Source organism: Nocardia kruczakiae NBRC 101016, from assembly GCF_001612965.1.
Taxonomy (GTDB): Bacteria; Actinomycetota; Actinomycetes; order Mycobacteriales; family Mycobacteriaceae; genus Nocardia; species Nocardia kruczakiae.
Genome location: NZ_BDBL01000002.1, coordinates 173,801 through 193,147, shown reverse-complemented (window position 1 = coordinate 193,147; position 19,347 = coordinate 173,801). Strand labels below are relative to the sequence as shown.

The window sequence follows — 19,347 nt, the reverse complement described above, 5'->3', positions numbered from 1 at the left end:
CGTTCCTCACTTCTCGGCGGACTTCTTTTCGGCAGCCTTCTTCTCGGCGGCCACGACTTTGCCGACGACGCTGTCGAGCTTGGTCCCGGCGGCCCAGCCGGTGTAGTGGCACAGGAAGATCGCGATCTCGCGCAACTGTTGCTCGGTCAGTTCACCGTTGCGCAGGGCCGCGCTGACCTGGATCTCGGTGACGTCGAGGTGGCCTTGTGCGGTGAGCGCACCGAGCAGCAGCAGGCGGCGATCACGCACGGACAGTTCCGGGCGGCTCCAGATGTCGGCGAACAGATGGTCCGCCGTCACGGCGAAATGCTCGCCGGGTCCGTCGGACATCTCCCAGCCGTAGACCTCGCCCATCTTGGCCACCCCGCGCGCGCGACGCTGCTCGGGGGTGAGGCCGTCGGTTTCAGCGCTCATCGCTCTCCTCGGAAGTGTCGGTGGCCGTCCGCGCGGCTCGGGAAACATCGCCGGGCCCGACGCCGAGACCGTCGCCGAGTCCGCTCAAAGCCATTCGGGCGAAAGGTAATTCGACGCCGAGCCGCTCGCCCAGGGACAGGGCCAGCGACAGATCCTTCTCGCCGAGATCGCGCGTGTGGGTGAAGATCGAATGCCAGAAGTCGTCCGCGGCGACCGGCGCGGTGGTGTCGCGCAGCATGATCGCGCCCGCACCGCCGGTGATGGCATCCGAATGCCGGACCACCTTGCCCAGGTCGACGATGTTCAGCCCCGCCGCCTCGGCCAGTCGCTGTGCCTCCGCGGTGGCCGTGAACGAGACGAAATGCAGCAGGTTGCGGGCCAGTTTCATGCGGGTGCCGGCACCGACATCGCCCGCGTGCACCACCAGGTCGGCCCAGTAGCCGAACGGTTCGCGCACCTTCTCGAAGGCGGCGTCGCCGCCGCCCACCATGACCGCGAGCGAGCCCTTCTTGGCCCCCGCGCCGCCACCGCTGACCGGGGCGTCGACGAAGTCCACCGCGTGTTCGGCGCAGATGCCGGCGAGTTCGACGGCGGTCCGGTCGCTGATGGTCGAATGCACGGCGATCACCGTGCCAGGTCGTGCGGTGCTCAGGAGTCCGTCCGGACCGGTCACCACGGATCGGACCTGCTCGTCGTTGAGGACGACCACCGAGATCACCTCGGCGCGCTCGGCGACCTCGGCCGCCGTCTTCGCCGGTTCGGCGCCGCCGTCGACGAACGGTTGCACGGCCTCCGCCCGGGTGTCGCAGACGACGAGGCCACCGGGGCGGTTCAGCAGCCGCTCGGCCATCGGCGCACCCATATTGCCGAGGCCGATGAAACCCGCGGCGCTCGGGCTGTCGTTCGTGGACCCGCTCATGGGTACCTTTCGGAGCTGTCTGGACACGTGTACGGAACTATAGGTTCGACTCTGATCTTGGCGCAAGAACTTGTTTCAATTCCGCGGCTGTGCCGGGTACGCGGAATCGGCGCCGACCACGGCGTGGACGGCCCGCCGCACCCTGGTCGAACGACCGCCTCTCGGTGGCAAAAATGGTCGATCCGTTGTCGGCCCTCGCTCACGGTGGTACCGTCCAGACACATGTCCAGCGATGTGTCTTTCGCGCCGGTCCGCGAGGGATGTGCCGGCCTGAACTCGTTCTCGAAAACGGGCTGACGGACCACGACGTTCGCGGTCGCCGCAGCCCGGTGACCGCCCGGATCAGGCCACGCCGGATATCGGCGCCGGCCCTCGACACAGAATGTGAAGGAAGCTGCGATGTCCGGTTTTTCCCGGGACGAACTCGACGAGATGGTCCGCCGCTGGGTGGTCGAGAACGAACGCTGCGAGGCGGCGGGCGACTGGCGGCCGCTGGCCGACATGTACACCGAGGACGCCACCTACGGCTGGAACTACGGCCCGACCCAGGAGTTCATGGCAGTGGGCCGCGACGAGATCCGCGAACTCGCGCTGGGGCAGGAGATGGACGGGCTCGAAGGCTGGACCTACCCGTACCAGGAATTCGTCGTCGACGAGCGCAGCGGCACCGTGATCGGCCTGTGGAAGCAGGTCAACGAGAACACTCGCCCCGACGGGCGCCACTACAGCCCGGAGGGCATCGGCGGCAGCTGGTTCCGCTACGGCGGCGACTTCCAATGGTCCTGGCAGCGTGACTTTTTCGACTTCGGCAACGTCTCCGCGCTGTTCGTGGAGATGATCACCGCGAACGCGCTCTCGGAGGGCATGCAGAAGCGGATCGAGCGCTCGGGCGCCGGGCCGCTGCCGGGCTGGTACAAGATCGGCGAGTCGCCGGTCCCGCTGTGGTGAGTCCGATGCCTGCGAGTCGCTTCGCCGCACTGAGCCGGGAGCAGCTGGCGGCCCTGGTGCCCGAACTGCTGCTGTGCGGGCATCTCATCGATCGCTCGGGCATGGCGCATTCGATCGGCGCCTTCGGGCGCGACGGGATGGCCGAGGTGGCGATCGAGGAATGGCAGCTGGCCAGCCCGATCTACACCCGCCGGATGCGTGCGGCCCTCGACATCCCCGGCGACGGCGTCGTCACCATATTCAAAGGGCTGCAACTGGATATCGGCGCGCCGCCGCAGTTCATGGACTTCCGGTTCCGCGTCGACGACGACCACAACGGTGAGTTCTGGCTCGACCACTGCGGTGCGCTCGCCGACGTCGAGCCGATGGGTGAGGACTACGTGGTGGCCATGTGCCACACCATCGAGGACCCCACCTTCGACGCGACCGCACTGGCCACCAACCCGCACGCGCAGGTGCGCCCGATCCATCGGCCGCCCCGGCGGCCGGCCGATCGAGTACCGGTGTGCGCGTGGACGGTTCGCATCGATCCCGCCAACGAACCGCCCGCGGTACCGCGCAACGCGGCACGCATGGCCGAATTCGCCGCTGTCGATATCGAATTGGCGCCGATCGAAGCCGGCGGGCCGGGCCGGTCGGACTACCGCGGGCCGCTGCTGAGCGATATCGACTTCGCGAGTTTCTCGCATTCGGCGCTGGTCCGGATGGCCGACGAGGTGTGCCTGCAGCAGCATCTGCTGAACCTCGGATTCCTGATCGCGGTCGGCGAGCGCGCGGACGCGGAGACCACCGCCGCGATCGCGCGCAAACAGTTCACCGGGATAGCCGGGCTCACCTCCGAACGGCTGCGTGCGGTCCTGGGTCTCGGTACCGGCTTCGACGATCTCGCTCAGGTTCTGCGGCTGCATCCGGCGTGGAATCCGCTGCCCTACGTCGACATGCAGGTCGACGCCTATCACGATTCCGCGGTCCTGCGCATCGCGCGCGACAGCCCGGGTGTACGCGACGGCGGCTGGCCGGCCGCGGTCGACGCCGAACATCTGGAGCCGCTGGCCGCCATGGTGCGCGGGGTGAACCCACGGTTCGACGTGCATGCCCGCGAGGGTGACGAGCGTGAACTCGTCGTCGAGATCACCGCCGCATCGACACCTTTCCGCGAGTCGCCGGAGGTGGCGATCACGCGGTTCAGCACCGGGGCGGACTTCCACTTCGGCCCCCGGCAGTCGCTGCCGCTGACGGTCGTCTGACCGCCCTCAGTCCCGAACCGCCGCAATCGACGAGAGATCTCAGATATGCCGAACAATTTCGCCGACCTGTTCGAGCACGCCGTGGACGCCATGCCGGATCGGGTGGCGCTGATTCAGGGCGAGCGCCAGGTCACGTATCAGGACCTGGAACGCCGCGCCAACCAGCTCGCCCACCACCTGGCCGCGAGGGGGCTGGGGGAGGGCAGCCACATCGGCTTCCAGATGCACAACAGCATCGAGACGATGGAAACCCTGATCGCCGCCTTCAAGATTCGGGCGGTGCCGATCAACATCAACTACCGCTACGGCGCGGACGAACTGCGCTACGTCTACGACAACGCCGATCTCGAAGCGGTGGTGCACCACCGCTGCTACGCACAGGTCGTCGATCAGGTGCGTCCGCAGGTGACCACGCTGCGCCACGCCTTCGTCGTCGACGACGATCAGGGCGGCGCCGGCCTCCCCAGTGAATCCACTCCCTACGCCGAAGCGTTCGAAAGCAGCTCCAGCGCACGGGATTTCGGCGAGCGCAGCGCCGACGACCTGTTCATGATGTACACCGGCGGCACCACCGGCATGCCCAAGGGCGTGATGTGGCGCCAGGAGGACATGTGGCGGGTGCTCGGCGGCGGCATCGACTTCTACACCAATGTGCCGGTGGCCGACGAGTTCGAACAGTCCCGGGTCGGCTCGCAGAACGACCCGCTGCGCTGGCTGCTCCTGCCGCCCCTGATCCACGCCGCGGCGCTGATGCCCACCTTCACCGCGCTGTGGTCGGGCAATACCGTCGTGTACGAGCCGCGCTTCGACGCCGACCGGGTCTGGCAGGTGGTCGCGTCCCAGCGGGTCAACATCGTGGTCATCACCGGTGACGCCATGGCGCGGCCGCTGCTCAACTCCTATCGGCAGTCACCGGTGGACGCCTCCTCGGTGGTCGCCCTGGCTTCCGGGGCGGCACTGCTGTCGCAGCCGGTGAAGAACGAGATGCTGGAGCTGTTCCCGCATGCGGTGATCACCGATTCGATCGGCTCCTCCGAAACCGGATTCGGTGGCATCGGCGTGGCACAGAAGGACGACGACCCGTCCCGCGGGCCGCGCGTGCAGACCGGACGCGGTGCGGTCGTGGTGAACGAGGAGGGCCGGGAGGTGGCGCCCGGCGAAGAGGGCTGGATGGCCAAGAAGGGGTCGGTGCCCCTCGGCTACTACAAGGACCAGGCCAAGTCCGACAAGTTGTTCAAGACCGTCGACGGTGTCCGCATGGTCATCACCGACGACCGCGCGCGGGTGGAGGCCGACGGCACCATCACCCTGATCGGCCGCGGCAACATGGTGATCAACACCGGTGGCGAGAAGGTGTTCGTCGAAGAGGTGGAGGCCGTCGTCAAGGCCCATGAAGGCGTCTACGACGTGGTGGTCATCGGAGTTCCGCACGAGCGCTGGGGCCATCAGGTCGCGGCGGTGGTGTCGACCGCCGGTACCGATCCGCTGGATTTCGCCGACCTCGAGGCGCATGTCCGCAAACACCTCGCCGGATACAAACTGCCGCGCAGCATCTGGGTGGTCGACGCCGTCGGGCGCACACCCAGCGGCAAACCGGACTATCGGTGGGCGAAGGGTCATGCCGAATCCCACCCGCCGACCTACACCGTCGGCTCCTGAATCCACCGCATCGCCGCCGGCCGTCCCGATTCGAGTGCTCGCGCTCGACCCGGGGCGGCCTCGGTGCGTTCGGGCGTCGTCGTGCGGCCGGATGCGGCCGGGCTGGTCGGCCGGGCGCGACACCGCGGCCGCGGGAGCGGACCGTCTCGGTGAGTGGGATTTCGGGGACGAGAAGGTCTGTGCAATCAAATTGGAACGTGTTCTACTTGGAGGATGACAGCGGTGCATTCCGTACTCGGTGAAAAAGTCAGGATGCCGGTCGAGATCCGCGACGCCGACGCCTGTGCGGCGACATTTCTCGTCGACGCGGGGGCGGCCCGGGAGATCGTGGCGCCGACCGGACTAGAACCACTCACGGTCGCCGGGCGCGGGGTGTGCTCGCTGGTTTTCGTGCGATACGTGGACGGCGACCTGGGGCCGTATCACGAATTCGGCCTCACCCTGATGGTGCGCGGCCGGGACAAGGACCTCGGCGTCTACATCCCGTGGCTGCCGGTGAACCAGACCTTCACCTGCGCCGCCGGCCGCGAGATCTGGGGTTTTCCCAAGGAGATCGCCGATATCCGGATCACGCCGGTGCGTCGTGGCAAGCGCTGCGAGGTGCGGATCGACGACCGTCTGGTGGTGGCGATGGAAGTCGGTGGCGGTGTGCCGTCACCGGGCGGAATGGGCGGTGCGTCGATCGCGGCCTACACCCATATGGACGGCATCCTGCGCCGCACCCCGTGGGTGATGAACCCGTCGCAGGTGCGAATGGGGCTGGGCGGCACCAGGATCGAGCTCGGCGATCACCCCGTCGCCGAACAGATGCGTGCCCTGGGGTTGCCCAAGCGCGCACTCTTCAGCAGCCGGATCGGACTGCTGCGCATGACTTTCGAAGACGCGGTGGAGGTTCGATGAGCAAGACGGCAGTGGTGACCGGTGCGGCCAGCGGTATGGGGCGCATGGCGGCCCAGCGGCTGGCGGCCGGGGGGTATCGGGTGGCCGCACTCGACATCAACGAGACCGGCCTGGCCGAGACGGCCCGGCGCTCACCGAACATGAGCACCTACACCTGCGATGTCGCCGACGATCAGGCGGTACGAGCGGTGGTCGACAAGGTCCGCTCCGACCTCGGCCCGATCGAGCACGTCGTGCACGCGGCCGCGCTGTGCCGAGTGGGATCGGCTCTGACGCACGATGTTTCGGATATGCGCCGGGTGATGGACATCAACTACGGCGGCACGATCAATATCTGCCAGGCCATCGTGCCGGAGATGAAGAAGGCCGGTCGCGGCACCCTGGTGCTGTTCGCCTCGGTGGCGGGCTGGCTGCCCTCGCCCGGCCTGGCCGCCTACTCGGCCTCCAAATTCGCCGTCGTCTGCTATCACGAAGCGCTGGCGCAGGAGTTGAACGGGACCGGGGTCCGGGTGATCTCGATCTGCCCGCCGATCGTGGAAACCCCTCTGCTGGACGGCATTCGGGCCGCCAACGAGGCGGTGGTCGCAGGCCAGAAGGGCATCACCCCGGACCGGGTGCTGGATGCGGCCGAACGCGCCGTCGCCGACCCGAAGGCGCCGCTGTTCATCTTCCCCGGCCCCGCCAAGCCGCTGTGGCTGGCACGACGTTTCGCCCCGAACTTCCTGCGCAAGCAGGTCACTCGGATGGTGAAGCCGGAATTGTGATGGTGCTGAACTGATCGTGCAAACCTCGGCGCGAAATCGAGTTTTCTCGCAATCTTGTCGAGGTTCGCACGATGTGTTCAGCCTCTTCCCGCCCGGTGGACAACCGGATGCGGTGTCAGCGGCCCTTGAACTCCGGCTTGCGGCGCTCGGCGAAGGCCCGCGGACCTTCCTTGGCGTCGTCACTGCGGAAGACGGTGAGGCCGAGCTGCGCGTCGATCTTGAAGGCCTCGTTCTCGTGCATGCCCTCGGTGTCGCGCATGGTCTTCAGAATCGCCTGCACCGCCAGCGGGCCGTTGGCGTTGATCTTCTCGGCGAGTTCGAGCGCCTTGTCCAGCGCGGTCCCGTCCGGCACCACATGTCCGATCAGGCCGTACTCCTTGGCCTCCGCGGCGGTGATGTGACGGCCGGTGAGCAGAATGTCGGCGGCGACGGTGTAGGGGATCTGCCGGGGCAGTCGCACCGCCGAGCCGCCCATGGGGAACAGGCTCCAGCGTGCCTCGGACACACCGAATTTCGCGCTCTCGCCGGCGACCCGGATATCGGTGCCCTGCAGAATCTCGGTTCCGCCGGCGATGGCGGCGCCCTCGACGGCGGCGATCAGCGGCTTGGTCAGGCGGCGGCCCTTGAGCAGACCCGGGATGTTGGTCGGGTCGAACGCGCCGTCCGCGCTCATGTTCTTGGCCGGATCCTGTTTGGTCATCGCCTTGAGGTCGGCGCCCGCGCAGAACGCGCCACCGGCGCCGGTGAGGATGCAGGAGCGGATCTCCGGGTCGTTGTCGACGGTGTCCCAGGCCTGCACCATCAGGTCGAGCATCTCGGCCGACAGCGCATTGCGGACGGCCGGGCGGTTCATGGTGACGATCAGGGTGGCGCCGCGTCGCTCCAGCAGCGCATGGGGTTCTGTGTTGCTACCTGTTTCAGTTGCTGCCGTCGTCATCGCCGACCCACTTTCCTCATGGTATTACTCGCGTTTTGCGGACGAAGTTACCCCGCAACGTTGTACAGAACAATAACGTGTTCTAGTTTGGATCATGGTGACCGCCGTTACGGGCGGCAAGTTATGGAGATCGCTGATGGAGACAACCACGCACAGCGGCGCCGCGAGCACGCTGCCGCCGCGGATCACGAAGACGCTGATCGACCGCCTCACCGGGCTGATCACCGCGGGCATCGCGGGGGAGAAGCGCGAACCCTACGACATGATCGAGGTCTACACCGGCGCGGTCGTCGGTGAGCTGCCGCAGTCCTCGCCCGAGGACGTCGCCGCGGCGGCCGACAAGGCGCGCGCGGCGCAGCGGGAATGGGCGAACTGGCCGGTCAAGCGCCGGTTGCAGGTCTTCGAGAAGGCCCATGAGCTGATTCTCTCCGAACTCGACACCATCGCGGACCTGATTCAGATCGGTTGCGGCAAGACCCGCCGGATGGCCATCGAGGAATCGTGCGATCCGGTGATGGTGATCAGCCACTACCTCAAACACGCCGAGCGGATCCTGAAGCCGATCCGGCGCGGCGGCGCGATGCCCATCATCTCCACCTCCACCGAACAGCATCGGCCCAAGGGCGTCGTCGCGGTGATCGCGCCCTGGAACTTCCCCTTCGCGATCTCGATCTCCGATTCGATCCCGGCCCTCATCGCCGGCAACGGCGTGGTGATCAAGCCGGACAACAAGACCGCGCTGTGCACGCTCTACGGCGTCGAACTTCTGCGCAAGGCGGGGCTGCCGCGCGATCTGATCCAGGTCGTCTGCGGTACCGGACCCGACGTCGGCCCCACCCTGATCGACCACAGCGATTTCGTGATGTTCACCGGCTCCACCGCCACCGGCCGCACCATCGGCGAGCGCGCGGGCCGCAACCTGATCAGCTGCAGCCTCGAACTCGGCGGCAAGAATCCGATGATCGTGCTGGAGGACGCCAACCTCGACGAGGTCATCCCGGGTGCGATCTTCGCGGTGTACGGCAACTCCGGCCAGGCGTGTATGCATATCGAGCGCATCTACGTGCACGATCGCGTCCACGACGAGTTCGTGCGCCGATTCGTCGCGGCGGCAGAGGAATTGGGGTCGAAGGCGGGTGCGTCGTACACCGCCGATCCGGAATTCGGCTCGCTGGTCTCGGTCGATCACATGCGGCGGGTGGCCTCCCACGTCGACGACGCCGTCGCCAAGGGTGCGACCGTGCTGACCGGCGGCAAGGCCCGCCCGGATATCGGCCCCGCGTTCTACGAGCCGACCGTGCTGACCGGTGTGACCCCCGAGATGGAGCACGCGACCGTCGAAACCTTCGGCCCGGTCGTCACCGTCTACCGCTACACCGACGAGAACGAGGCCGTCCGGCAGGCCAATGCCACCACCTACGGCCTCAACGCCAGCATCTGGAGTACGGATCTCGCTCGCGCCGAGAAGCTCGCCGACCGGCTCGAGGCGGGCAATGTCAATGTCAACGACGGGTTCGTCGCGACCTATTCGGCGAAGATGACGCCCTCGGGTGGCGTGAAGCAGTCCGGCGTCGGCACTCGGCACGGCGACGCGGGGCTGCTCAAGTACACCGATACGGTCAATGTCGGCGTGCAGAAGAAGCAGGTGCTCTCGGCGCGGGCGGGCATGCCGTTCGAGAAGCAGCTCAAGAGCACCCTGCTGACACTGCGTCTGAGCCGGCGGCTGCGCATTCGCTGACCGGCGCACCGGTACTCGAAGGGCCCGTTCGCCTCCCACGTCGAACGGGCCCTTCTCCTCCCCGCACCTCGTTGTGCCGGGCGTCTCGCGCCGATCGGGCGCTCCGGTCTACTTCACGCCGATCGGCTTGCCGAACAACGACGCGAAGGTCTCGCCGAAGGTCGAGGCCAGCATCTGGAAACCGTTGGGGTCCAGCAACAACCATCCGGCATCGGCGGTGTGGCACCCCGGCGCGACCGGCACGCCGTCGAGACGGTCGCGCAACCACAGCATCGCGGCACCGCCGCCGGAAATCTCGGTGGCCACGTGCTCGGCGAAGTGTTCCCGGGTGTATTGCACTGTGGCGGAAGGGTTTCGGCAGTAGGTGTCGACGAGGGTGTTCACCTGGCCGACCGGGATGATCTCGTCCGGATTGCCCTGCCAGATGTACATCGGCATATCCGGCACCGATTTGCCCATCCGAGTCTCGTCGAGCACGGCGGCCACCGCGGGCTGCTGCATCGGATCGCCCGGAACCCGCAGCATCCCTTTCAGATTCAGGAACGGCAGCAACGCGCTGACATATTGCACGCACAATCCGCTCTGCAGCGTGGTCAGGCCCTTGCCCAGCGGGTCCATATGCTCGTCGACGAAGCGGGCGAACTCCGGAAACTCGCGCGTCAGGCCCATCACCGCGGCCAGCACCAGGCCTGAGGTCGCCTGCCCGTTGGCCACGTTCAGCGTCGTGCCGAGATCTGCGGGCACACCGCCCTCGGCCGCGCCGACGATATTCAGATCCGGGGCGTAGCTGCCTTTCAGTTCGGCGGCGTGGCCGGTCGCGATCGCGCCGCCGGAGTAGCCGTAGAGGCCGATCCTGGTCTGCGGGCTCAACCGCATCGGCTCGAAGTCGCGGGCCGCGCGAATACCGTCGAGGGTGATCCGGCCGGCCAGCGGACCCGCCGCGTAGGCGTTGTTCGGTCCCTCGTGATCGGGGATCACCACCGCCCAGCCCTGCTGCAACGCCCCTTGGGCGATGACGAATTCGGCCGGGGCGACGATCTGGCCCAGGAACGGACCGGCCGAGAAGTGCTGGATCGCGTAGGACGGTGCGCAATAGCCGGCCAGGGAGTCCTCGGCGATCTGCATGGAGACCAGTTTGTCCGGCGCCGAACCACGTGGTTTCAGAACTGTCGCCACCGCCGGAATCGGTTGGTCGCGGCTGTCGTTCGATCGATAGGAGATCTGCCATGCGTCGACGTTGACCGGGATCAGCCCGAGATTGGCCACCCGCACCTGCCGCGCGGTGATGATCTCGCCGGGCTGTTTCGCCGCGACGATCTCCGCTGCGGGGTGGTAGAAGCCCGGATCCAGCTCGGGCGGAAGAGGTATCGGGGCCGCGGGTGCGACCGGCGCGGGTTCGGCGGTGGCGCTGGGCGGATGGGCCACCAGCGCCGCCGAGACGGTCAGCGCCGCCGCCGCGGCGAGTACGCGGGTCGTCCGGCGGATGCGGCGCGTCCAGGGTTCGGTCACACTCGGCTCCTTCGCTAATGCGAGACTGCTCCGTCTCACATGTGCAGCGAACTATGGCACAGGTGTGATCGCCGTCGCAAGAATTTCGGTCGGCCGCCGGTTGGTGTGGCTCGACGAGCTGCGGTTCGCCGTCAGGCCGATTCTTCGGTCGGCGTGGGCGCCCAGCGCTCGTCCACCTTCGCCAGCCGCCAGTAGGCGACCGCGACAACCCAGGCGAGGACGAACAATCCGACGATCGCGAATCCCGCGTTGTTGAGGTCGATACCGGCGATCCACTCCGCCACCGGACCGCCGAATCCGGTGTCGTCGTGCAGTACCTTGATCAGCTCGATCGAGCCGATGAACAGGGCCACCGCGATCGACAGGCCGGTGATGGCCAGGTTGTAGAAGATCTTGCGCACCGGATCGGAGAACGCCCAGTCGTAGGCGACGTTCATGAACAGACCGTCGACCGTGTCCATCACGCTCATCCCGGCCGCGAACAGCAGCGGCAGCACCACGATCGCGTACCAGGGCAGTCCCGCCGCCGCGCCGGATCCGGCCAGTGCGAGCAGCGCCACCTCGGTCGCGGTGTCGAAACCCAGGCCGAACAGCACACCGACCGGATAGACGTGCACCGGCCGCCCCACCATCCGCATCACCGGCGCCAACAGGCGTGCCAGGAATCCGCGCGAATCGAGCGCCGCCTCCAGCTCCGCGCGATCATATTGCCCGCTGTCGCGCAGCCGGCGGAACACCCGCCAGATACCTATCAGCGCAACCACATTGAGCAAACCGATCAGATACAGGAACGAGCCGGAGGCGACGGTGGAGATGGTGCCGAGGGTCTTGCGGGTCGAGGAGTCCTCGTCGACCAGTGTGCCCACCACGTGCGCACCGGCCACCACCAGCGCGGCGAGGACGAACACGATCGTGGAATGCCCCATCGCGAACCAGAATCCGACCGACTTGGGGCGTTTGCCGTCGCTCATCAGTTTGCGCGTGGTGTTGTCGATGGCGGCGATGTGGTCGGCGTCGAAGGCGTGACGCAGCCCGAAGGTGTAGGCGGTGATGCCCAGCCCGATACCGAAGACCTCGGTGCCGATGCGATAACCGTGCGGAGCGATCGCGCCGAACAACAGGCCGAATCCGATCAGATGCATCAGCGCGACCACGCCGAGCAGCACCCCGGCCTCCAGCCAGTCGCGCCGGGACCAGTCCCGCAGGACATCGCGAAGTAGACGGCGACGAGAGGACATGGGCCCCAACCCTTCTGGGGAACCCGCGTCCCCGTCCGTGCGCAGCGACGAAAGGGGTCTGGCTGACAGCATCGGCTGAACACAGTGGCGCGACCGCACCGGATTGGCACCGGTTTCCCGTTCCCATCGCGAGAACTCTGCGGACTATACCAACGAACGGCGTCCGGCCGGCCACGGTCATCGCAGGTCGCGACGACGGGGCGAGAGGATTTCCGAGCGATGAAATGTCGGGTATGCGCCCGTAAGCCCAGGAAATAGGGGAGACTCGGCGTAACAGAGTCTGTAGTGCGACGGCTGTGTGCCGGGTACCAGTTCCACAGGGTCAGCGTTTCAGCAATGCCGTTTCAGCAATGCCAGGGGAGCCTTCATGTCGCAGTCTTCTGCCGCGTACCCGAGTGTGGTGCCGGTCGGGGTGGATACCGCTCGTGCCAGTATCGCGCGCGTCTACGATGCCGCCCTGCACGGCAAGGACAACTTCGAAGTCGATCGTGAAGTGCTCGCGCAGGTGCGTGCCGTGGCCCCGCAGGTGAACGATCTGGCCTGGGCGAACCGGGACTTCCTGATCAGAGCGTGCCGCTTCCTGGCCGCGCAGGCCGGGATCGACCAGTATCTCGACCTGGGTTCGGGGCTGCCGACGGCGGAGAACACCCATCAGGTGGTGCAGCGGATCCGGCCCGAGGCCCGGGTGGTCTACGTCGACAACGATCCGATGGTGCTGGCGTACGCACGGGCGCTGCTCGAGGCGAATTCGCAGACCAGCATCGTCGCCTGCGACATCTTCCGCCCGCACGAAGTGCTCACCGATCCGACCGTGCGCGACGACCTCGACTTCTCCCGGCCGATGGCGCTCTTCCAGATCGGGACCCTGCAGCACTATCTCGATGACGACGCCCCGGCCCTGATGCAGACCTATATCGACGCGCTGCCCTCCGGTTCGTACGTGGCGATCGCGCATTTCTACGATCCGGAGGACTCCGGTCCGAGCGAACTGGCCCGCAAGATGGAGGACAGGTTCGTCCACAGCCCGATGGGCAGCGGGCGATTCCGCACCCGCGACCAGATTCAGGCCCTGTTCGGCGGACTGAAGATGATCGAACCGGGGCTCGTGCTGTGCGACGACTGGTGGCCGGACGGCCCGCGACTCACACCGTTGTCGGACGTGCGCCGGTGCATCCTGGGTGGAGTCGGTCGCAAGCCCTGAGTCAATACGCTCCCGCGGGTGCGCCCGGGGCGATGCCGTGATGCAGTTCGGCGACGTCCGGATGGGCCCGGATGCGTGATTTCCAGGCGTTGCGGCCGTAGGTGTCGAAAATCGGGTTGTCCGGGTCGGCCGTGACTCCGTGTGCGGCCGCGGCCAATTCGGGTGGCAGCGGCAGCAGCGGTATGCGGGCGTCCAGCGCCGGATTCAGGAAATACGGGACGGAGATACGGTCGGTGCCCGGTTCCGGGGCGAGTACGCGGTGACGGGTGGCACGTAGATAGCCGCCGCTGGCCACCTCGAGCAATTCGCCGATATTCACGATGAAGGCACCCGGTAGCGGCGGCGCGTCCACCCACTCCCCGGACGACAGTTCCACCTGCAGACCGTGCGAATCCGGTTCCACCAGAAGCAGCGTGAGCACACCGGAATCCTTGTGCGCGCCGACGCCCTGGGGATTGTCCGGGTTACCGGGATAGCGAACCACCTTGATCAGGGTGGCCGGGCGGTCGGCGAAGGCGGGATCGAAGAAGTTCTCCGGCGCACCCAGGGCCGCGGCCCAGTGCCGCAGCAGGGCACGCCCGACCCGGGCGAGAGATGCGTCCCAAACACGCAGTGCGGGACGGAGTTCCGGGAGCGCGGTCGGCCAGAGGTTGGGGCCCTGCAGTCGCCAGTACCCCTCCGCCCCGGCGATCGCCTCGGCCTCCGGCCCGATATCGATCTGCTCGCGCCAGTCGACCCGGCCGTTGGTCAGTTCGCCGCCGAGTCGCGAATAGCCGCGGAACTGCGGGCTGCGCAACTGACTGATCTCCTGCTTGGCCGGCTCCGGCAGCGCGAAGAACCGCCGGGCCAAGGCGAGCAGTTCTGCACCGCGCTCGGGTGCGACGCCGTGACCGACCAGATAGAAGAATCCGAATTCGTGTGTGGTCGCGCGTAATTCGCTGCGGAACCGCTGTGGATCGGCATCCGCGGTCGTCAGATCGAGTACCGGGAGTACGCGGTCGGTCATCGCACATCCTTATCCTCGTTCGCGGTCGATAATCCCCAGATCTACCGCATTCGCGCAGGTGTCGAAAGGGTTCGACTCGGCCGGAATGCAAATCGCTCCAAACCGAATCGTCGTGATTCAAAGGGGCGGCTTCGCAATTCACACCACCTAGGCTCGGCCGGGCCGACGCGCACCACCGTGCCGTCGTGCGCAGTGTCGAGAGGAATTACCTGATGTCCGGACGTATCCGCACCGCATTATCCGTATTCGCAGCCGGTACGGCTGCCGCTGTGCTGCTCACCGCCTGCGGCAGCGGAGGATCCGCCCACACCGAGAACGGGGTGACCTCGCTGCGGTATCTGGGCTGGACCGATCAGGTCACGCTTCCGGAGCTCGCGGAGAACCTCGGATTCTTCGACGGCAAGATCAAACTCGACTACGTCGGCAACACCATCAGCGGACCGCAGGAAATCCAGACCGCCGCGACCGGGCAGGTCGACTTCGGCGGGGCCTTCGCCGGTGCGGTCGCCAAACTGGCCGGCGCCGGGGCGCCCATCACCGCGGTGGTCAACTACTACGGGTCGGACGAAAAGTCCTTCCAGGGCTATTACACGCTCGACAACAGCCCGATTCGTTCGGCCGCCGATCTGGTCGGCAAGAAGGTCGGCGTGAATACGCTCGGTGGCCAGAACGAGGCCGATATCCACGATGCGTTGAAGAAGGCCGGACTGAGCGTCGAGCAGATCAAATCGGTGCAATTGGTGGCGCTGCCGCCGCCGAATATCGAACAGGCGCTGCGGCAAGGACAGATCGACGCCGCGGCATTGAACGGCCAGTTCCAGCAGCGTGCGGTGGCCAACGGCGGGGTGCGTCCGATCTTCACCGAACTCGACGAATATGGCGGTCCGATCAACGGCGGACCCTACGTCTTCCGCAACGACTTCATCGCGAAGAACCCCGACGTGGTCCGCGCCTTCACCACCGGCGTCGCGAAGGCGATCGAGTGGGAGCGCAGCACGCCGCGCGAGCAGGTGATCGCGAAATTCACCGAGATCATCAACGCCCGCCACCGCGCCGGTGAGGACACTTCGACGCTGAAATACTGGCTGTCCGTGGGCGTTCCGGCCCGCTACGGCAAGGTGTCGGACGAGGACTTCACCCGTTGGCAGAGCTGGCTCGAGGACACCGGGGCCATCGATCACAAGCTGGATCCGAGCAAGTTCTACACGAACAAGTTCAACTCGCTGCTGCAGTCCTCGGACGCGTCCGGAAAGTAGCGCGCACGCACGTCGTGCCCCGGCGGGTCGGTAAGAGGCGAGCCGACCCGCCGGTACGGCATCATCGGTGCCCATGAGCGACTCCGTGACCACCGGCGGCGCCCGCGGGCCGGCGCACCGCCGCATCCCGATGACCGGCCGCGATCCCGACGAACCCGGACGGGTGTCCTCACCGCTGGAGCTGCTGTTCGATCTGACCTTCGTGGTCGCGGTCGGCACCTCGGCGTCGTATTTCGCCGAGATGGTGGCCGACGGGCATGCGGGCAAGGCGGTGGTCGCCTTCGTGCTGGCGATGTTCGCCATCGTCAACGCCTGGATCAATTTCAGCTGGTTCGCCTCCGCGTTCGACACCGACGACTGGCTGTACCGCGTGCTCACCATGGTGGTGATGATCGGCGTCGTGGTCTTCGCCCTCGGCCTGCCCGCGATGTTCCATTCGGTCGACGTGGGCGATCACCTCGACGTGCGGGTGATGGTCGTCGGCTACATCGTGATGCGGATCGCGATGGTGCTGCAGTGGTGGCGCGCCGGACGGGAGTCGCCCCCCTTCCGGCACGTCGGCTACGGGAGTATCCGCTGGACGATCATCGCCCAAATCGGTTGGGTGATTATCGGATTCGTCCACATGCCGCTGCTCGTGGCCGGTGTGGGATGCGTGCTGCTCGGCGTGCTGGAACTGCTCGTACCGGTGCTGACCCAGGGCCGCGCGAGCGGCACCCCGTGGCATCCGCACCACGTCGCCGAACGCTACAGCCTGTTCGCCATCATCGCGCTCGGTGAGGGCGTGGTCGGCACGGTGGCCTCCTCGGGTGGGCTGCTCGGCGGCAGCGACGGTGCGAACTGGAGCGCCGACGCGATCGCGATCGTGGTCGCCGGTGTGGGCCTGACCTTCGGCATGTGGTGGGTGTACTTCACCACTCCGTTCGGCGAGATCCTCGTGCACCGCCGCAACCGCGGCTACCTGTTCGGATACGGCCACATCCCGCTCTACATGGGTATCGCCGGCGCCGGCGCGGGCCTGCACGTCGCGGGCCTGTCACTCGAGCACCACTCCCGTATCGGCCCGGTCGCGGTGGTCCTGGCCCTGGCGCTGCCGGTCGGCGTCTACCTGCTGATGGTCTACCTGCTGCACACGCTGCTGCTGTCGGCGCCCGACCCGTTCCACATCCTGCTGCTGACCCTCACGGCCGTGGTTCTGGCCGTCGCGGTCGTCCTGGCCGCGCTCGGCGTATCGATCTCCGTCTGCCTGCTGGTCGTGATGATCTCCCCGTTCATCACCGTGGTCGGCTACGAAACCATCGGCTACCGGCACCAGCGCGAGATGCTGGCGAATCTGGAGTGAGGACGGTACGCCCCGCGCTGCTGCCTCGGGCCCGTCGCCGGTCTACCGCGGTCCGGACGACCAATACGGCGTCTGCGGCTGCTGGGCCGAATTCTGCTGGGCCGAATTCTGCTGCGGCGGGCTCCACAGCGGGACGTCCTGCTTCTGCGGAGGCGACCACAGCGGCACATCCTGGTTCTGCGGCGGGGTCCACAGCGGCACATTCTGGTTCTGCGGAGGCGACCACAGCGGCACATCCTGGTTCTGCGGCGGGGTCCACAGCGGCACATTCTGGTTCTGCGGCGGCGTCCACATCGGCAGATCCTGGTTCTGCGGTGCCACCGGCACAGCACCACCCTGCCTCCGCCCGGACGCCTTGACCAGACTGACGACCAACAGAACCGCTCCCGCGATGAGGATGATGATCCCCAAGATCGCCATCAAGCCGATGAGTGCCACCACGAACAAAGTTGTAGCACAAGGAGTTCCGGTGGTCCCGGAAATGGGAAGCGAGCGCGCCCAGAGGATCGGGCCGTGGATGGTGAAGTCTCCCGAAACCGACCCCGATGCGCATCCGGCAAAGCAAGAGGCCCTGACCAGTGGATTGGTCAGGGCCTCTGCCGTGTCTCCACACACGAGTCGGGGTGACAGGATTTGAACCTGCGACCTCTTCGTCCCGAACGAAGCGCGCTACCAAGCTGCGCCACACCCCGTGAGTTGAGCCTGTCGTAGCTTACAGCAGGGGGGAGCGGATCATTAAATCCGCTGGTCAGCGGGCAGGCAGGGGGCGGATGGTGGAGAGGATGCGCTTGGCGGTTTCCTTGTCCACGGACTTGTCGACGCCGGTGTCGGCGGCGACGGTCATGACGAAGTTCCCGTTCTCGCTGGGGAAGGCGAAGGTGTAGACCGCGAAGGTCGTGGCGCAGCCGGGGGCCGGTGGCGGCGCGCTGCCGGTGGTCTCGACGAAGGCGCCGTGCAGCTGTCCGTCCAGCGAAACCATCGGCTGGGCTGGGGCCGGGGCGGCGACGGTGGCGTTCGACCAGCCGAACTTGGCCATCCGGGCCCCGATATCGGCGGCGGCCGCGGCCGGGTCCGCCTGAGGAGACATGGTGAGGAAGGCGTTGGTCCGGGTGTAGTTCGGGCAGTAGTTCTTGCCGTCCTGTGCCAAGCCGGCGATTTCCAGCGGATTCGATCCCGAACCCCAGGCGGCGGTACCGACCGGATCGACCTTCCACTCCGCGGGGGCGTCGTAGGCCGCACCGCGATCGAGGATCTGAACGACCTGGTAGCCCGGAACCATCGGCGGAGGCGCGGCGCCGGGCTGCGGCTTCGGCGCAGACTGCTGCGGCGCGGTCTGTTGCGGCCGCGACGGCGGTGGGGGAGGCTGGTTTTCGCTACTGAGCGCGCTGACCATGGACGGCTTGCCGGACCCCGCGGCGGCCGGCGAGTCGGAATGCCGGCTCGCGACCACCGCCACGGTCGCGCCGATCGCCACGACGACAAGCACTCCTATTACGCTGAGCAGCAGAGCCTTTCGCCGCCGGGGCGGCTGCTCGGCCGGTACCTGCAGCAGTGCGGTGTGCGGATGCTGGGCTGTCGGTGGCCCCCAGGACGCCTGCTGCGGTGCGGGGTGTGATCCGACCCCCAATTGCCAATCCGGCTCGGGGCGACCGCTACCCGGCGGCGCCGAGAACTGTTGCTGGGAGGGAGTATTCGCGCCCGGCATCGCGCTGCCCGGCCACGGCGGCATCCCGGTTTGGGCTCCGAAGGCGGTGGTGGGCGCATCGGATCCGCCCGGCCCCGAGGGTGCGCCCGGCGCACCGGAATTCCACTGCCCGCCGAAGGGATTCGGGTTGTGCGACCCGCCGGGCCCACCCGGGGTGCCGAAACCGTGCGGCGACGGAGCGAAGCCCGGCGGCGTGCCCGGCGAGGTCGGAGGAACGTCGGGATGGTGGGGCGCCGACCCCTCAGGCCCGATACGAGGCGCCTGGAAAGCGGTAGGGGCACCGGAATTCGGCTGACCGTTGCCGGAACCCGGGTCGGCATTCGGGCCGCGAGAGGCGTCTCCGCTCGCGCCGCCCTGCGGCGACCACGGATGGAGCGGCGCGGATTGCCCTCCGGCAGCGTTGTTCCCGTCGAACAGCGACCCGGACGACCGGCCCGCGTCCGGCGACGCGGGCTTCATAGGTTCGGCCGGAGAGCCGGATCGCCCGGGTTCGGCCGGGCCGCCGGGAGCCGTAGGCGCCGACCCGGGCCGGGCCCACGGAGACCCTTGTGACACAGGGAAATT

The 19,347-nt window shown here is 67.3% G+C and carries 17 protein-coding genes and 1 tRNA gene; 9 read left to right on the top strand and 9 right to left on the bottom strand.

Annotated features, from left to right (window positions below):
* Nucleotides 1–6: 6 nt before the first annotated feature.
* Nucleotides 7–414 carry a carboxymuconolactone decarboxylase family protein gene (locus NK1_RS02290; RefSeq protein ID WP_063006913.1) on the bottom strand — a complete coding sequence of 136 codons (408 nt, stop codon included), beginning with the start codon at nucleotides 412–414 and terminating at the stop codon, nucleotides 7–9.
* Nucleotides 404–1,333 carry an NAD(P)-dependent oxidoreductase gene (locus tag NK1_RS02285; protein WP_063006912.1) on the bottom strand — a complete coding sequence of 310 codons (930 nt, stop codon included), beginning with the start codon at nucleotides 1,331–1,333 and terminating at the stop codon, nucleotides 404–406. The genes NK1_RS02290 and NK1_RS02285 overlap by 11 nt, the downstream gene beginning before the upstream one ends.
* Before the next feature lie 399 nt (nucleotides 1,334–1,732).
* Between NK1_RS02285 and NK1_RS02280 the strand changes: the two genes are divergently transcribed.
* From NK1_RS02280 to NK1_RS02260, 5 genes are all read left to right on the top strand, one after another.
* Nucleotides 1,733–2,281, top strand: a complete 549-nt coding sequence (locus NK1_RS02280) for a Cif family virulence factor (protein ID WP_062994595.1) — start codon at nucleotides 1,733–1,735, stop codon at nucleotides 2,279–2,281.
* Between the two features lie 5 nt (nucleotides 2,282–2,286).
* Entirely contained in the window at nucleotides 2,287–3,528 is a 1,242-nt protein-coding gene (locus NK1_RS02275) for a hypothetical protein (protein WP_174552684.1), read from the top strand.
* Nucleotides 3,529–3,573: 45 nt separating this feature from the next.
* Nucleotides 3,574–5,187, top strand: a complete 1,614-nt coding sequence (locus NK1_RS02270; RefSeq protein ID WP_062994593.1) for an acyl-CoA synthetase — start codon at nucleotides 3,574–3,576, stop codon at nucleotides 5,185–5,187.
* Nucleotides 5,188–5,400: 213 nt separating this feature from the next.
* The gene (locus NK1_RS02265) at nucleotides 5,401–6,087 is read left to right on the top strand and encodes an acetoacetate decarboxylase family protein (RefSeq protein ID WP_063006910.1); all 687 of its coding nucleotides are present in this window, start codon (nucleotides 5,401–5,403) and stop codon (nucleotides 6,085–6,087) included.
* Nucleotides 6,084–6,851 (top strand): SDR family NAD(P)-dependent oxidoreductase, encoded by a 768-nt coding sequence (locus tag NK1_RS02260; protein ID WP_063006909.1) that lies wholly within the window; start codon nucleotides 6,084–6,086, stop codon nucleotides 6,849–6,851. Before NK1_RS02265 ends, NK1_RS02260 begins: the two co-directional genes overlap by 4 nt.
* 115 nt (nucleotides 6,852–6,966) lie before the next feature.
* Here the strand turns inward: NK1_RS02260 and NK1_RS02255 are convergent, their stop codons facing one another.
* Complete coding sequence (locus NK1_RS02255) at nucleotides 6,967–7,788, bottom strand: crotonase/enoyl-CoA hydratase family protein (protein WP_063006908.1); 822 nt, start codon at nucleotides 7,786–7,788, stop codon at nucleotides 6,967–6,969.
* Between the two features lie 136 nt (nucleotides 7,789–7,924).
* Here NK1_RS02255 and NK1_RS02250 point away from each other — a divergent pair, with 136 nt between their 5' ends.
* Nucleotides 7,925–9,526, top strand: coding sequence for a succinic semialdehyde dehydrogenase (locus NK1_RS02250; RefSeq protein WP_062994798.1), 1,602 nt, complete (start codon nucleotides 7,925–7,927; stop codon nucleotides 9,524–9,526).
* Between the two features lie 108 nt (nucleotides 9,527–9,634).
* Here the strand turns inward: NK1_RS02250 and NK1_RS02245 are convergent, their stop codons facing one another.
* Both NK1_RS02245 and nicT read right to left on the bottom strand, forming a co-directional pair.
* Nucleotides 9,635–11,035, bottom strand: coding sequence for a lipase family protein (locus NK1_RS02245; protein WP_245660307.1), 1,401 nt, complete (start codon nucleotides 11,033–11,035; stop codon nucleotides 9,635–9,637).
* 131 nt (nucleotides 11,036–11,166) lie between these two features.
* Nucleotides 11,167–12,273 (bottom strand): Nickel transporter NicT, encoded by a 1,107-nt coding sequence (gene nicT, locus NK1_RS02240; protein ID WP_062994589.1) that lies wholly within the window; start codon nucleotides 12,271–12,273, stop codon nucleotides 11,167–11,169.
* 367 nt (nucleotides 12,274–12,640) lie between these two features.
* On the opposite strand from nicT, the gene NK1_RS02235 reads away from it, so the two are divergent.
* Nucleotides 12,641–13,474 (top strand): SAM-dependent methyltransferase, encoded by an 834-nt coding sequence (locus NK1_RS02235; protein ID WP_062994588.1) that lies wholly within the window; start codon nucleotides 12,641–12,643, stop codon nucleotides 13,472–13,474.
* Between the two features lies 1 nt (nucleotide 13,475).
* Here the strand turns inward: NK1_RS02235 and NK1_RS02230 are convergent, their stop codons facing one another.
* Nucleotides 13,476–14,480 (bottom strand): isopenicillin N synthase family dioxygenase, encoded by a 1,005-nt coding sequence (locus NK1_RS02230; RefSeq protein ID WP_063006907.1) that lies wholly within the window; start codon nucleotides 14,478–14,480, stop codon nucleotides 13,476–13,478.
* A gap of 212 nt (nucleotides 14,481–14,692) precedes the next feature.
* On the opposite strand from NK1_RS02230, the gene NK1_RS02225 reads away from it, so the two are divergent.
* Entirely contained in the window at nucleotides 14,693–15,736 is a 1,044-nt protein-coding gene (locus NK1_RS02225; protein ID WP_062994586.1) for an ABC transporter substrate-binding protein, read from the top strand.
* A gap of 73 nt (nucleotides 15,737–15,809) precedes the next feature.
* Nucleotides 15,810–17,078 (top strand): low temperature requirement protein A, encoded by a 1,269-nt coding sequence (locus tag NK1_RS02220; RefSeq protein ID WP_063006906.1) that lies wholly within the window; start codon nucleotides 15,810–15,812, stop codon nucleotides 17,076–17,078.
* A 42-nt stretch (nucleotides 17,079–17,120) separates the two neighbouring features.
* Here the strand turns inward: NK1_RS02220 and NK1_RS02215 are convergent, their stop codons facing one another.
* The 3 genes from NK1_RS02215 to NK1_RS02205 all read right to left on the bottom strand — a co-directional run bounded on the left by NK1_RS02215 (nucleotide 17,121) and on the right by NK1_RS02205 (nucleotide 18,807).
* Nucleotides 17,121–17,519, bottom strand: a complete 399-nt coding sequence (locus NK1_RS02215; protein WP_157104037.1) for a hypothetical protein — start codon at nucleotides 17,517–17,519, stop codon at nucleotides 17,121–17,123.
* Between the two features lie 177 nt (nucleotides 17,520–17,696).
* A tRNA-Pro gene (locus NK1_RS02210) sits at nucleotides 17,697–17,770 on the bottom strand.
* 56 nt (nucleotides 17,771–17,826) lie between these two features.
* Nucleotides 17,827–18,807 carry a DUF8017 domain-containing protein gene (locus NK1_RS02205; protein WP_157104036.1) on the bottom strand — a complete coding sequence of 327 codons (981 nt, stop codon included), beginning with the start codon at nucleotides 18,805–18,807 and terminating at the stop codon, nucleotides 17,827–17,829.
* Nucleotides 18,808–19,347 lie beyond the last annotated feature (540 nt).